General features: G+C 68.0%; 15 protein-coding genes. 2 read left to right on the top strand and 13 right to left on the bottom strand.

Features of this window, described 5'->3' with window-relative positions; genetic code table 11:
• Positions 1 to 22: 22 nt before the first annotated feature.
• The 9 genes from AC07OC_RS16810 to AC07OC_RS16770 all read right to left on the bottom strand — a co-directional run bounded on the left by AC07OC_RS16810 (position 23) and on the right by AC07OC_RS16770 (position 8,227).
• Positions 23 to 1,003 (bottom strand): Bug family tripartite tricarboxylate transporter substrate binding protein, encoded by a 981-nt coding sequence (locus AC07OC_RS16810; RefSeq protein ID WP_218339821.1) that lies wholly within the window; start codon positions 1,001 to 1,003, stop codon positions 23 to 25.
• Positions 1,004 to 1,138: 135 nt separating this feature from the next.
• Positions 1,139 to 1,954, bottom strand: a complete 816-nt coding sequence (gene hpaI / locus AC07OC_RS16805) for a 4-hydroxy-2-oxoheptanedioate aldolase (RefSeq protein ID WP_218339945.1) — start codon at positions 1,952 to 1,954, stop codon at positions 1,139 to 1,141.
• A 13-nt stretch (positions 1,955 to 1,967) separates the two neighbouring features.
• Positions 1,968 to 2,771: a 2-oxo-hept-4-ene-1,7-dioate hydratase gene (gene hpaH / locus AC07OC_RS16800; protein ID WP_218339822.1), complete on the bottom strand. Its 804-nt coding sequence runs from the start codon at positions 2,769 to 2,771 to the stop codon at positions 1,968 to 1,970.
• A gap of 10 nt (positions 2,772 to 2,781) precedes the next feature.
• Complete coding sequence (locus tag AC07OC_RS16795) at positions 2,782 to 3,237, bottom strand: 5-carboxymethyl-2-hydroxymuconate Delta-isomerase (RefSeq protein WP_218339823.1); 456 nt, start codon at positions 3,235 to 3,237, stop codon at positions 2,782 to 2,784.
• Positions 3,238 to 3,284: 47 nt separating this feature from the next.
• Positions 3,285 to 4,208 (bottom strand): 3,4-dihydroxyphenylacetate 2,3-dioxygenase, encoded by a 924-nt coding sequence (gene hpaD / locus AC07OC_RS16790; protein WP_218339824.1) that lies wholly within the window; start codon positions 4,206 to 4,208, stop codon positions 3,285 to 3,287.
• 18 nt (positions 4,209 to 4,226) lie between these two features.
• Positions 4,227 to 5,195 carry a tripartite tricarboxylate transporter substrate binding protein gene (locus AC07OC_RS16785; protein ID WP_370627784.1) on the bottom strand — a complete coding sequence of 323 codons (969 nt, stop codon included), beginning with the start codon at positions 5,193 to 5,195 and terminating at the stop codon, positions 4,227 to 4,229.
• A 70-nt stretch (positions 5,196 to 5,265) separates the two neighbouring features.
• Positions 5,266 to 6,723, bottom strand: coding sequence for a 5-carboxymethyl-2-hydroxymuconate semialdehyde dehydrogenase (gene hpaE / locus AC07OC_RS16780; protein WP_218339826.1), 1,458 nt, complete (start codon positions 6,721 to 6,723; stop codon positions 5,266 to 5,268).
• Between the two features lie 44 nt (positions 6,724 to 6,767).
• On the bottom strand, positions 6,768 to 7,535 hold the full coding sequence (locus AC07OC_RS16775; RefSeq protein ID WP_218339827.1) for a fumarylacetoacetate hydrolase family protein: 768 nt from the start codon (positions 7,533 to 7,535) through the stop codon (positions 6,768 to 6,770).
• Positions 7,532 to 8,227, bottom strand: a complete 696-nt coding sequence (locus AC07OC_RS16770) for a fumarylacetoacetate hydrolase family protein (protein WP_218339828.1) — start codon at positions 8,225 to 8,227, stop codon at positions 7,532 to 7,534. The genes AC07OC_RS16775 and AC07OC_RS16770 overlap by 4 nt, the downstream gene beginning before the upstream one ends.
• Positions 8,228 to 8,358: 131 nt before the next feature.
• Between AC07OC_RS16770 and hpaR the strand changes: the two genes are divergently transcribed.
• Together hpaR and AC07OC_RS16760 are read left to right on the top strand one after the other, a co-directional pair.
• Positions 8,359 to 8,823 carry a homoprotocatechuate degradation operon regulator HpaR gene (hpaR, locus tag AC07OC_RS16765; protein WP_218339829.1) on the top strand — a complete coding sequence of 155 codons (465 nt, stop codon included), beginning with the start codon at positions 8,359 to 8,361 and terminating at the stop codon, positions 8,821 to 8,823.
• A gap of 140 nt (positions 8,824 to 8,963) precedes the next feature.
• Entirely contained in the window at positions 8,964 to 9,914 is a 951-nt protein-coding gene (locus AC07OC_RS16760) for an AraC-like ligand-binding domain-containing protein (RefSeq protein WP_494601762.1), read from the top strand.
• Between the two features lie 96 nt (positions 9,915 to 10,010).
• Here the strand turns inward: AC07OC_RS16760 and AC07OC_RS16755 are convergent, their stop codons facing one another.
• From AC07OC_RS16755 to AC07OC_RS16740, 4 genes are read right to left on the bottom strand one after another with little or no spacing between them, the layout of a single operon-like run.
• Positions 10,011 to 11,210: an ABC transporter substrate-binding protein gene (locus AC07OC_RS16755; RefSeq protein WP_218339831.1), complete on the bottom strand. Its 1,200-nt coding sequence runs from the start codon at positions 11,208 to 11,210 to the stop codon at positions 10,011 to 10,013.
• A gap of 39 nt (positions 11,211 to 11,249) precedes the next feature.
• Positions 11,250 to 11,954, bottom strand: coding sequence for an ABC transporter ATP-binding protein (locus tag AC07OC_RS16750; protein WP_218339832.1), 705 nt, complete (start codon positions 11,952 to 11,954; stop codon positions 11,250 to 11,252).
• A 5-nt stretch (positions 11,955 to 11,959) separates the two neighbouring features.
• Complete coding sequence (locus AC07OC_RS16745; protein ID WP_218339833.1) at positions 11,960 to 12,670, bottom strand: ABC transporter ATP-binding protein; 711 nt, start codon at positions 12,668 to 12,670, stop codon at positions 11,960 to 11,962.
• Positions 12,667 to 13,707, bottom strand: a complete 1,041-nt coding sequence (locus AC07OC_RS16740; RefSeq protein ID WP_218339834.1) for a branched-chain amino acid ABC transporter permease — start codon at positions 13,705 to 13,707, stop codon at positions 12,667 to 12,669. Before AC07OC_RS16740 ends, AC07OC_RS16745 begins: the two co-directional genes overlap by 4 nt.
• Positions 13,708 to 13,730 lie beyond the last annotated feature (23 nt).

Genomic DNA, 13,730 nt, shown 5'->3' with positions numbered 1-13,730 from the left:
GGGGCTGGCGTGCGCGCATCGCTTATTCGAGCTTCAGGCCGATGTCCTTGATGAGCTTGCCCCAGCGCGCGCGCTCGGCTGCGGCAAAGGTGTTCATCTGCGCGGGCGTGCCGGGCATGGCTTCCACGCCCAGGGCCTGGAAGCGCGCCTTCACCGGCGTGGAGTTCAGCGCGGCCTGCAGCGCGGTGCTCAGGCGCTTGATTTCCTCGGGCGGCGTGGAGGCGTGGACCGACATGCCCTGCCAGGCAAAGGCCTCGAAGTCCTTGAGGCCCTGCTCCATCAGCGTGGGCACCTCGGGCAGCGTGGCCATGCGCTGGGCGCTGGCCACGCCAATGGGGCGCAGGTTGCCGCCCACGATGTTCGGCATGCCGCCCGCCGACTCGACGAACATGAACGGAACCTGCCCGCCCATGATGTCCTGGATCGCGGGGGTGACGCCCCGGTAGGGCACATGGGTCATGTTCAGCCCGGTGCGCTGGCGAAGCAGCTCCATGGTCAGGTGGTGGGGCGTGCCCGCACCGGGCGACGCATAGTTGACGCCGCCAGGCTGGGCCTTGGCCCAGGCCAGGAACTCCTTGAAGTTCTTGACGGGCAGCTTTGGCGAGACCACCAGGATCAACGGGAAGCGCACCAGCATACCCACCGACGACAGGTCCCGGTCGGCGTTGTACGACAGCTTGCTGTACAGCCAGGGGTTGGTGGCCAGCACGGCATAGTCGCCCGTGAGCAGCAGGTTGGCCGGGGTGGGCGAGCGCGCCACATAGTCCGCCGCGATGTTGTGCGCCGCGCCGGGCTTGTTGACCACCACGATGGTCTGGTTCAGCGTCTTGCTCATCTGGTCGGCCACGGTGCGCGCCACGATATCGGTGCCGCCGCCGGCCGCCATGCCCACCACCCATTCGAGGGGGCGCTTGTCCTGCGCCAGGGTGGCCAGCGGCAGGCTGCTCAGGGACATCGCGGCCGTGCACAGGGCCGCGCGGCGGGAGAGATTGAATGTGGACATGGGGTGTCTCCTCACAGGGATGGTTGGAAAAAAGGTCGGCTTGGTGGCTGACTCGGGGAAACCGGAAAAGGCTGCGCTGCGGGTGCTGCCTGCGGCAGCGCCCGGTGCTGGGGTGTCTGTCTGTGGATAGGCCCGTCAGTAGGGATTGCCGCCGCCGGGCAGGGGCGCAGGCGCCGGCACCCGGTCTCGGCCAAAGCTGCGCGCCAGCTCTGTAGCGCTGCGCACCAGCAGCGTGGTGTCCACGCCCACCGCCACGAACAGGGCACCCGCATCCAGGTAGCTCTGGGCGAGTTGGCGGTCCGCCATCAGAATGCCGGCGGCCTTGCCGGCGGCACGCACGGTGGCAATGCCGTCCAGGATGGCCCGTTGCACGGCGGGGTGGCTGGCCTGGCCCCGGTAGCCCATCGACGCCGACAGATCGGCGGGGCCGAAGAACACCCCGTCCACGCCCTCGGTCGCGGCGATGGCCTGCAGGTTCTGCATCGCCAGCGGGGTCTCGGCCTGCACCAGCAGGCACATTTCGCCGTTGGCGCGGTTCAGGTAGTCCTCCACCTGGTTCCAGCGCGAGGCGCGCGCCAAGGCCGCGCCCATGCCCCGGATACCCTCCGGTGCGTAGCGCATGGCGCGCACCATGAGGGCCGCCTGTTCGGGCGTATCGACCATGGGGATGAGCAGGGTCTGCGCGCCCACGTCCAGGTACTGCTTGACCAGCGCCACATCGGCCTGCACCGGGCGCACCACGGGGTGCACGGGGTATGGGGCCACGGCGCGCAGCTGATCGAGCACGCTGCGCACATCGTTGGGCGCGTGCTCACCGTCCAGCAGCAGCCAGTCAAAGCCGCAGCCGGCCAGCGCCTCGGCGGCGTTGGCATCGGCCAGCCCCACCCACAGGCCGATCTGCGGTTGGCCTGCGCGCAGCGCGTTGCGAAAGCGGTTGTTGGGGATCTGCATCATGGCAAAGGCCTCACACAAAACGGAAGGACACTGAGCCCAGCGGGCCGTAGTCGGCATGGAAGCTGTCGCCCGCCACCGCCGCCGTGGGGCGCGTGAACGAGCCCGCCAGCACCACGTCGCCCGCGTTGAGCTGCTCGCCATAGGGTGCGATCTTGTTGGCCAGCCAGGCCACACCGTTCGCCGGGTGGTTGAGCACGGCGGCGGCCAGGCCGCTTTCCTCGATCACGCCGTTCTTGTGCAACAGCGCGCCCACCCAGCGCAGGTCCACGTCCAGGGGCTTGACGGGGCGGCCGCCCAGCACGATGCCGGCATTGGCGGCAAAGTCCGAGATGGTGTCGAACACCTTGCGCATGGCGCGGGTCTCGCGGTCGAACTGCTCGATGCGCGAGTCGATGATCTCGATGGCGGGCACCACGTAGTCGGTGGCCGAGAGCACATCGAACAGCGTGACACCCGGGCCCTGCAGCGGCTTGGCCAGGATGAAGGCCAGCTCCACCTCCACACGCGGCGCGATGAAGCGCGCGATGGGGATGTCACCGCCGGCGTCGAAGAACATGTCGTCCATCAGTGGCGCGTAGTCGGGCTCGGTGATCTGGCTGGCAATCTGCATGGCCCGCGAGGTCAGGCCGATCTTGCGGCCCTTGATGGTGCGGCCCTCGGCCAGCTCCAGCCGCACCCATTCGCGCTGGATGGCATAGCCGTCCTCGATGGTCATCTCGGGGTATTGCAGTGAGAAGTGACGCAGCTGCGTGCGGGTCTTGCGCGCCTCTTGGAGCGCGCGCGCCAGGGTGCCCACGGTGTCTTGTGAAAGCATGGTGTTGTGCCTAGCCATGGGCCGGCTTGTGGAACAGGGGATGGATGGAACTGTGCTTGGCGTCGAACACCTCGGGACCTTCGTCGATCTGCAAGGTGATGCCGATGTGGCGCGACGCGAGCAGCGCAGCGAAATGGGCCTGGGCTGCCGCCTCCAGCGCGCGGCCCACGGACAGGTGGGTGGCCGCACCGCGGCCGCGCCCCATGCGCAGGTTGAGGTAGACGAAGGCATAGCCCCTGTCATCCCCCGCTGCCAGCCCGGCGGCGCCGCCGTCGGCCACGGCACAGTGCGCCGCCGGGTAGGCCAGCACGCGCACGCCGCCGGTAGGGAACACCTGCTTGCCAGCGTCGTCCACTTGGGCGCACAGGGTGCGGGCCAGGGTGCGGCACAGCGCCGCCATGTCGCTGCCGCCCTCTGCGGCGGGCAGGTCCAGGTTGGGGGTGTAGAGGATGACCAGGTGGGGCATGGCGCGGCTCCGGCTCAGGTGCGTGTCAAGGACGGCTCAAGGACAGGTCAGAGGCGGCTGAAGACCTGGTAGCCCGAGGCCGAGGAGGCCTGCGCTGCCGGGATGGCGCGCCCCGTCTGCGGCGTGACCGGGAAGATGGCGTTGATCTGCCCCGTGCCCGAGGCGCCGAAGTACGGCGTCACCACTTCCGCCCGCCCCGCGTACTCCGACCAGCCCAGCGCGCCCACCAGCATGGCGGTGTCGTGCATGAAACCTTCGCCATGGCCCTTGGCCGCGTACTCGGGCAGCATCTCGCAGAAGGTGGCCCAGTCGCCCGCCCGCCACATCTCGATGACGCGGTGGTCCAGGGTTTCGAGGAAGGGGCTCCAGATCTTCTGTGCGAACTCGGGCGCCAGGCCGTTCTGGGCGAAGCGGTGGCTCAGGCTGCCGCTGGCCAGAAAGGCCACGGTGCCGTCGTACTGTTCCTCAATGGCCCGGCGCATGGCCCAGCCCAGGCGCGCGCTATCGTTGAGGTAGTGCACCGTGCACAGCGCCGACACCGACACCACCTTGAAATGCTGGTCGCCATTCATGTAGCGCATGGGCACCAGCGTTCCGTACTCGGGCGCCAGCGTGGTCGCGGGGTGGGCCAGGGTCTCCACGCCCTGTGCGCAGCAGGCCTTGGCCAGCAGTTGCCCCAGCTCCGGGTTGCCGGGAAACGCGTAGTCCAGGTTGCTGATGAAGTGCGGCAGCTCGTTGCTGGTGTACACCCCCTGGAACTGCGGCGCGCAGTTGACATGGTAGTTGGCGTTCACCAGCCAGTGCGTGTCGAACACCACGATGGTGTCCACGCCCAGCTCCCGGCAGCGGCGGCCGATCTCGGCATGGCCGTCGATGGCGGCCTGGCGGAACCCCTTGTTCGGGCCCTCCAGTTCGCTCAGGTACATCGAGGGCACGTGGGTGATTTTGGCGGCCAGTGCGAGTTGTCCCATTCTTGTTTCCTGCCTTTCTCAGTTGTCCAGTTGGATATTGGCCTTGCGGGCGATGGCGGCGTACTTGGTGATCTCGCTGCGCAGAAAGTCCGCAAACTGCGCCGGCGTGCCAGGCTGCGCGGCGATGCCGCCCTGCGCGAATGCCTGCACCACGGCAGGGCTGTCCAGGGCCTTGCCGACCTCGGCGTTCATGCGCTGCACCACGGCGTCGGGTGTGCCGGCGGGTGCCAACAGCCCGTTCCAGGAATTGGATTCAAGCGGCGTGCCTTGTTCTGCCAGGGTCGGGATGTCGGGGGCCTGGGCCAGGCGCTGGGCCGTGGCCATGCCCAGCGCCACCAGCTTGCCCGACTGCACATGGCTGCGGAATTCCGGCCAGTTGCCGAACGTCACGCTCACCTGTCCGCCCAGCAGGTCGGCCAGCGCCGGCCCCTGGCCTTTGTAGGGCACATGGATCAGGTCTACGCCCAGCTGCTGCTTGAGCAGCTCGCCCGAGAGGTGCGCAGAGGTACCATTGCCAAACGAGGCATAGCTGAGCACGCCGGGACGGCGCAGAGCCTGCTGGCGCAGGTCTGCCAGCGTGCGCAGGCCGCTGCCCGGGTGGGTGGCCAGCACATGCCCCGACAGGCCCATCAGCGCCACGGGCCGCAGGTCTTCCAGCGTGTTGTAAGGCAGCCGTTTGACGAGGCTCTGGTTGGCCGCAAAGCTGTTGGCCACGGTCACAAAGCTGTAGCCGTCGGGCGCGGCCTTGGCCACCGCGTCCACGCCGATCACGGTGCCAGCACCGGGCTTGTTGTCCACCACCACGGGCTGAGCGAGGGACCTGGCCAGCTCCAGCGCCACCAGCCGCGTCACGTAGTCTGTGGTGCCGCCGGGCGTGAAGGGCACCACGATCTTGAGTGCCCGCGCAGGCCAGGCAGCTTGGGCTTCGGCCCGCCAGGGCATTCCGGCCCATGCGGCCGCAGCGCCCAGCAGGGTGCGACGATGTATGGCTGTCATGGTGGGTGTTGTCTCCGGTGCTGTTGTTCTTGCGCGCGGTGGCGGTGGTGCGTTCTGCGCGTCAGACGCCCCAGTGCGGAATGTGGTGGCTGCCCATGGACACCGCGATGTTCTTGGGCTCCAGGAACACCTCGTAGCTCCAGGTGCCGCCCTCGCGCCCCGTGCCGCTGCCCTTGGTGCCGCCGAAGGGCTGGCGCAGGTCGCGCACGTTCTGGCTGTTGACGAAACACATGCCCGCCTCGATGCCTGCCGCCACGCGGTGCGCCCGGCCGATGTTCTCGGTCCACACATAACTCGACAGACCGTACTGGATGTCGTTGGCCAGGCGGATCGCTTCGGCCTCGTCCTCGAACGGGATCAGGCAGGCCACGGGGCCGAAGATCTCGTCCTGGGCAATCTTCATGCGGTTGTCCACGTCGGCAAACACCGTGGGCAGCACGAAGTTGCCCTTTTGCAGGTGCGCTGGCAGGTCGGGCGTGGCCAGGCCGCCGCACAGCAGGGTCGCGCCCTCTTTCGGGCCCAGCTCGATGTAGCTGCGCACCTTGGCCAGATGGGCCTGGCTGATCATCGGGCCGACGATGGTTTTTTCATCCAGCGGGTCGCCCACCGCGATGCGGCGCGCGCGCGCCGCGAATTTCTGCGCGAAGTCGGCATAGATGGACTTCTGCACCAGGATGCGCGAACCGGCGGTGCAGCGCTCCCCGTTGTTGGAGAAGATCATGAAGATCGCGGCGTCGAGTGCGCGGTCCAGGTCGGCGTCGGCGAACACCACGAAAGGGCTCTTGCCGCCCAGCTCCATGCTGAACTTCTTGAGGCCCGCGGCCTGCACGATGCGGTTGCCCGTGGCCGTGGAGCCGGTGAACGAGATGGCGCGCACATCGGGGTGGGTGCACAGGGGCTCGCCCGCGTCCTTGCCATAGCCATGCACCACGTTCAGCACGCCGGCGGGAATGCCGGCTTCGAGCGCCAGTTCGCCCAAGCGCGCGGCCGTCAGGGGCGACAGCTCGCTCATCTTGAGCACGGCCGTGTTGCCAAAGGCCAGCGCGGGGGCCACCTTCCAGGTGGAGGTCATGAAGGGCACGTTCCAGGGCGAGATCAGCGCGCACACACCCACCGGATGGAACAGCGTGTAGTTCAGGTGCGTGGGCGTGGGGTAGGTGTGGCCGTCCACGCGGGTGCACATCTCGGCGAAGTAGTAGAAGTTGTCGGCCGCGCGCGGAATCAGCGCCTTGCCGGTCTGGCCGATGACCTGGCCCGTGTCCTTGGTTTCGGTCAGTGCCAGCGCGGGCACCTCGGCGGCGATCAGGTCGCCGAGCTTGCGCACGAGCTTGGCGCGCTCGGTGGCAGCCAAGCCGGCCCAGGCGGGAAAGGCGTCCTTGGCTGCGGCCACGGCAGCATGGACTTCGGCCGCGCCGCCGCTGGCCACCTCGGCCAGCACCTCCTGGGTGGCGGGGTTCACAGTTTCGAAGTATTCGCGGCTCTCAACGGGCTTGCCGCCGATCAGGTGTTGGATGCGCATGAAAGGAATCTCCAGGATGCAGGGATATTGTTTTGGAAGGGCCATCAGCGGCCGAAGGCTTGGTCGCCCACGATGGTGTTCACCAGCCGGCCGATGCCGTCGATCTCGGTGACCACCTCGTCGCCCACGTTGATGTTCACCACGCTTTCGGGGGTGCCCGTCAGGATCACGTCGCCCGCGCGCAGCGTCATGAAGCCGCTCAGGTATTCGATCAGTTCGGCAATGTCATTGACCATGTTGCCGGTGTGCCCCTGCTGCACCACCTGGCCGTTGACCAGGGTGCGCAGCTGCAGGTCGTGCGGGTCGGGCACGTCGGCCGCATCCACGAACCAGGGGCCCAGCACGGTGCAGGTGTCGCGGTTCTTCACGAGCAGGTTGGGCCGGTACCAGTTCTCCAGGTAGTCGCGGATCGCGTAGTCGTTGCACACCGTGTAGCCCGCCACATGCTGCAGGGCGTCGGCCTTCTTCACGCCGCACGCCGTCTTGCCGATCACCACCGCGAGCTCGCACTCGTAGTGCATGAAGGCCACGCCGGCCGGCCGGCGCGTCTGGCCGTTGTGGCCGATCAGCGCCCCCGGGCCTTTGAGGAACACCAGCGGCTCGTCCTTGGCGGTCACGGTCAGTTCGCCCGACAGCTCCTTCACATGGTCCGCGTAGTTCAGGCCCAGCGCGATGATGGTGCCCACCTCGAACGGCGGCAGCCAGACCACCTCGCCCGGCGCCAGCACGCGGCCATCGGCCAGGCGGATCTGCTCGCCATGGGGCGTTGCCTCGTGAATCGCGCCTGCATAGGCCACCCTTGCCTTCTTCATAGCGCGACTCCTTCTTTCACAAACCGGTTGTCGAGTTGGCCCAGGCCCTCGATCTCGATGCGGACCTGCTGGCCTGCGTGCACGCGCGGCGCTCCGGCAGACACCCCCAGCATGAGCACGTCGCCGGGCGACAGGGTCATGAACTCGGTGACATCGGCCAACAAGCGCGCCACCGAGCGCCGCCGCTCGCCCGTGGTGGTGCGGTGCACGAGGGCACCGTCCACCCAGACACGCACGTCCAGGGCATCGGGGTTGCCCACGGCTGCGCGGGGCACGACCGTGGGTCCGACGGGGCAGGAACCATCGCGCGCTTTGAAGCGGATCGAGGGCCGGTAGAACAGCGCATGCGGCACGCTGATGTCGTTCACGATGGTGTAGCCCGCCACATGGTCCAGCGCCTGCTCTGGCGCCACGCAGCATGCGGTTCGGCCGATGACGATGCCCAACGAAGCGCCGACCTCCAGCGCGGGGGCATCGGCGGGCACCACCACGGCTTCCCCATGGCCCGCCAGGGTGTTGCGCGGCTTGATGTACAGAACCGGCGCCTGGGGCCGCGCCTTGTAGGGCGGCTGCTCGGCGGCGGCGCCCAGCGCGGCCATGGCGGGCTCGTGGTTGAGCAGGGTTCCGTACACCACCCCGGACAGCCGGTAGGGCGCAACATCGAACTCCAGATGGCAGGGGTTTGAGTGCATGGCAGTTAATTGCTAATATGTGAGCATCTTATTTGCTAACATATGAGCAAGTCAACATCTCCCGCCTGTTTTTTCCCGGGGTTTACGCGGAGACCCAGACCCTCCGTATGTTTCGAGGATGATTCACGTTTATGGATTCACAACCACTGGACCTCGTCCACCGCAACCTGCCGCTGCTGTTTCTGCAGGCCCGTGAAAGCGTCTTTGCGCGCTTTCGGCCCATCCTCAACACGGTCGGCCTCACCGAGCAGCAATGGCGCGTGGTGCGTGCCTTGCTGGACCATGGGCCGCTGGAGCCGCGCCAGATCGGAGACATCTGCCGCCTGTCCAGCCCCAGCCTGGCCGGCATCCTGGCGCGCATGGACGACCTGGGCCTGGTGCTGCGCGAGCGGCTGGAAAACGACCAACGCCGGGTGCGGGTGTCGGTCACCCCCAAAGGCAAGGCCCTGGCCGCCAGCCTGGCGCCCACGATCGAGGCCACCTACCGCGAGCTGGAAAACCAGCTGGGCGTCGAGTTCATTGCACACCTCTATGCCACGCTGGACGAGGTCATCGCCAAGCTCGGCACCGCCCCCGACAGCGGCGACGGAAGCTGAGCGCGCGGCCGCAGCCAAGCACCTGCAGGCCGCGCCCGCTCGAAAACCCGTGGTACGCCGCGGGCGGTTTTGTGATCGAATCACGCGCTCTTTGCAAGCGCTGCGAGCCCGCGAAGATGGGCCCCAACTGGAGACACAGCATGAAATGCGCGACCCACGAAACCCATGGTTTGCCGCTGCGGCAACAGCTCCAGCAATGGCAATCGGCCTCGGACCACTACTTTGGCCCCTTGCAGGCGCAGGCCATGGGCGAGGAGCCCTTTGATGCACGCATGAAGGCCTGGGAGGCCGGTGCCCTGCGCATGCTGACCATTGACGCCCCCGCCCACCGCATCCTGCGCGACCGGGCCGCCAGCGACCCGCGCCACGACAGTTTCAAGCTGCTGCTGCAGCTCAAGGGCGTGAGCGACATCCGCCAGCGCGACGCCAACTTCTGCCTACAGCCCGGAGACTGGAGCCTGTACGACCCGCGCGTGCCCTACACCATCACCTCGCAGGAGTCGATCCGCCAGCTGGTGGTGCAGATTCCGCGCGGCAAGCTCGGCCACCTGCCGCTGGGCTCGCTGCACACCTGCGAAGCCGATGCGCCCGAACTGCGGGCCCTGTACCAGGTGCTGTCGTCCTTTTTGGGCGCCTTGGCGGCGCAGCTGAGCACCCTGCCCGATACCGTGGGAGAACCCCTGTCGGAGACCACGCTGGGCCTGCTCGCGCAGGCGCTGCAGGCCCAGCGCGGCGATGCCCCCGAACGCATGCCGCTGCCCGAAGCCATGCGCGCACGGGTGCGGCAGTACATCCAGAGCCACCTGGACGACGCGGACCTGACCGTGGAACGCATCGCACACGAAATGCGCTGCTCCAAGCGCTATCTGCACACCCTGTTCCAAGGTGAGGCCCACACGCTGGATCGCCAGATATGGCTGTCGCGGCTCGAACGCTGCAAACAGGCCCTGGTGGGCGCCAACACGTCGAAGGTCTCGATTTCAGCGCTGGCCTATCGCTGGGGTTTCAACAGCAACGCGCATTTCTGCCGCCTGTTCAAGCAGGAGTTCGGCTGCACACCGAGCGAGTTCCTGAAGCGCGGCGTTCACTGAGCGCATCCTCCACTCCACGGGGTTGGGTGACCTGCGCCGCTGCGCGCAGGCGTTCGGCGCGCGTGCCGAAGTGAACGTGATCCGTTGCCCAGGCAGCTATTCGGGCACCACGATCCAGCTGTGGTGCGCGATGCGCCAGCGGCCGTTGTCCAGGCGTACCGGCAGCGTCGCCCGGTTCGGGTTGTGGGTGTCGCGCTCACCGAACTGGAACGGCGTGCCGGCGGAGGCCAGCTCCATCGGGGGCATCTGCTTGAAGGCTTCGGTCACGCTCGCGCGGGTGATCTCGCCCTGGATCCCGCGCAGCACGCGCACGAACACCTGCGCCGCCATGTAGCCGCCCTGGGAGAACGACGACAGCGGCACCTTGCCACCGCGCATCACCGCCCGCCAGTCGCTGAGCCAGCCCGAGCGGCTGGACCAAGGCTCGAACTCCGACATCGCGTAGATGGGGCTGACGGTGGCGTTGCCGAGCACGCTGGCCACCCGGTCGGTATAGGCCGGCGTGAGAAAAATCCGCGGCATCGCAGCCACGTCGCGCAGATCGCGGCCCGCCTGCATCCATCCGATGACCATGGGCTCGACCCCGGTGTAGACGACGGCGTCGCAACGCTCGCGCACGACCTGTTGCCACAGCTGAGCGGGGTCGGTGCCGCCGGTGAAGACAGCCACCAGCGCCGGCTTGCGGCCAACGCGCTGCGACCAGTCCGCGATCACACGCTGGTACGCAGGCACCGTGCCCTGCAGTTCAAGCAGCAGGACGCAAGGCCGCTGGCGCTTCAGAACGTCGACAGCAAACTGCAGTGCCGTGGCGACCGACAGATACGGCCCCGTGTTGACGGGCGCAACGTTCGCCGATTCGAAGCAGGCCGGCTCCACGCCCGTGCCCTGGATCGACACCACGCCACGGCGCGCATATTCCGCGGCATTGGCGGCGCAGTCGACGATGCTGGCGCTGCCCACCTGCGCCACCACGTTCAACGCGCCCACCAGCTTGCGCGCCGCCTGCCGCGCCTGCTCGGGCTCCCCTTTGTCATCTTCGACGACCAGCTTCAGGGGCCGGCCCTGCACGCCGCCTGCGGCATTGATCACCTCGAAATAGGCGCGCACCGCGTCGGTGGATTCCGGGAAGGCCACTGGGCCGCTGAGGCTGCTGATCGCACCGACCACGATGGGTGGCCGGGGCGCTGCCTGCGCCATTGCCCGGTCGGCACACAGCAGCAGGGATGCGGCCAGCGGCAGCACCCTCCACGCGCTGGGGTAAGCGGGCGCCGATCGGCCCGTTGGCTTGTCGTTCATACAGATCCCTCGTGGACGGGTTGCCTCGTCGGGGCGGGTTCAGGCCGCCAAGTAGCTGCTGTGCAGGATGTCCGGCTGCTCGCGCAGCGTTTGGGCCAGGCCGCCAAATGCCACGCGCCCGCGTTCAAGCACGTAGGCGTTCTGCGAAACAGCCAGGGCCACACTGGTGAACTGCTCGATCAACAGCACCCCCACGCCCTGCGCCGCCACCTGCTGCACCAGGGCCACCAGCCGCTTGACCACCGTGGGCGCCAGCCCCAGCGACAGCTCGTCTAGCACCAGGTAGCGCGGCCGTGCGATCAAAGCCTGCGCCACGCAGACCATCTGCTTCTGCCCGCCCGAGAGCGAACGGCCCAGCGCATCCATCTTCTCTGAGAGCTCAGGCATCACCGCCAGCACGCGGTCCACCTCCGCCTGCACCTGGCGCGCAGGCCAGGCCGTGGCGGCAGCACGCAGGTTGTCGCGCACCGACAGGTCGCCCAGCACGCGGTGTCCCTCGGGCACCACGGCCACGCCCGCCGCACGCACCGCCTCGGGCCTGCGCCCCGAAAGCGCCGCACCATCCAGCTCAATGCCACCCGACACCAGCGGCAAAGCCCCCGCCAGGGCCATGACCAGGCTGGACTTGCCCGCTCCGTTGGCGCCCACCAGCGCGGTGATCTGCCCCGGCGCCACCTGCAGCGACACGCCATGCAGCACGCTCTTGCCCCCGCGCTGCACCACCAGATTGTTCACACACAGCATGGCATTCACTCCTCAGCGCCCAGGTAGGCGCGGCGCACCGCAGAGTCTTCGAGCACCGCGTGGGTCGGGCCCAGCGCCAGGCGCTGGCCAAAATCCAGCACCAGGGTTTGGGTGCAGGTGGTCTTGATGAGATCCACGTCGTGGTCGATCAGCAGCACCTGCGCACCGCAAAATTCCTGGATGCCCACAAGCGCACGGCGCAAAAGCACCGCCTCGTGTTCAGTAAGGCCCGCGCCGGGTTCGTCGAACAGCAGCAAACGGGGCGCGCCCACCAGGGCCTTGGCGATCTCCACCATGCGTCGCTGAAACAGGTTCAGCCGCGCACCCGGCACCGTGGCCACGGGCACCAGGCCCACGTAGTCGATCACACGCCCCACCTCGGCCTTTACGCCCGCGCGCTCATGCGGCACATGGTCCAGCATGGCCTGCACATTGCTCCACACGTCCAGGTCTTCGACCACCTGCTCAGTCTGGAACGAGCGCCGCAGCCCGAAGCGCACGCGCTGCGTGGGAGTCAGGCCCAGTAGGTCGGTGCCGTCCACGGTGATGCTGCCGCTGCGCGGCTGCACCAGCCCGCTGAGCACATTGACCAGCGTCGTCTTGCCAGCCCCGTTGGGGCCAATGAGTCCACACACCGGTTGATCCAACACGGCGTCCAAACCGGCGATGGCCTTGACACCGCCAAACTGCACCGTCAGGTTGCTGATGGCGATCATGGGGCACTCCCTCCGGCCATCCGGGCCTGCAGGCGGCGCAGCAGACCCAACACCTGCCCCGCCACCCCTTCCTGCGTCGTGATCAGCGCGTGCAGCAGGGCCGCGCCAAAGAAGACCATGGCGAGAAACCCATTGACGTTGTAGTCGGTCAGCAGCGACGGCACCGCGCGCAGCATCAGGCCAGCCACGATGGCGCCCAGCCAGTGGTGCACGCCGCCCACCACCGACAGCGCGAACAGCATTACCGACTCGCTGGCCCCAAAGGCCCTCCCGTCGAGCTGCCCCACCCCACCGGCCAGCAGCGCGCCTCCCACGCCGGCACAAAAGCCCGCCAGCGCAAAGGCCCAGGTCTGATACCGCAGCACGTTGACCCCGGCCCCGATGGCTGCCGCCTCGCCCCGGCGAATCAGCGCCCATGAGCGGCCTGCGCGTGTGCGGCGGTGCAGTTCGATGAGCGCCAGCACGCCAGCCAGCCACAGCACCACATAGCGCAGGTAGGCCGAGTCGGACAAGGCCAGCGCCGGGCGCGCCATCAGCAGGCGCTCGCTGCCCTCGACCCGGCCCAGCCAGCCCGTGCCGCCATCGGGAAAACCAATGACCGTGATCACCACCTGAAAGCCGCCTGCAAGCATGAGGGTGACCAGGGCCAGGTACAGCCCCTTCAAGCGGAGCGCCGGCAGGCCCGCCAGCATGCCGACCAGGGCCGACACCAGGCCGGCAGCCAGCACACACAGCTCGAACGGTAAACCACCGCCATGGCTGATGCGCAGCGCCACCCAGCCCCCCACGCCCAACAGCGCAAACTGGCACAACGACACCAGGCCCAGCTGGCCGTAGAGCAGGCCAACGCCAGCGGCCGCCACCGACAGCGCGAGCGCCGAACTGAAGGTCTTGGTCCAGTAGGCATTGGCTAGCCAGGGCAAAACGGCGCCCAGCACCAGCAGCGTGCCCAACATCACCAGCAGGGAGCGCCACCGCTGTCGCCGCACCTGGTCCAGCGCGGCGTCCAGCGCGTCAATCGAAAGAGGAGTTGCCATAGGGTTTGCAATAGAAATGGGCG

The sequence above is a fragment of the Acidovorax sp. GW821-FHT10E04 genome (assembly GCF_059415185.1).
Note: the sequence above shows the minus strand (reverse complement) of the source record. Positions and strands in the feature narration are given on the sequence as shown.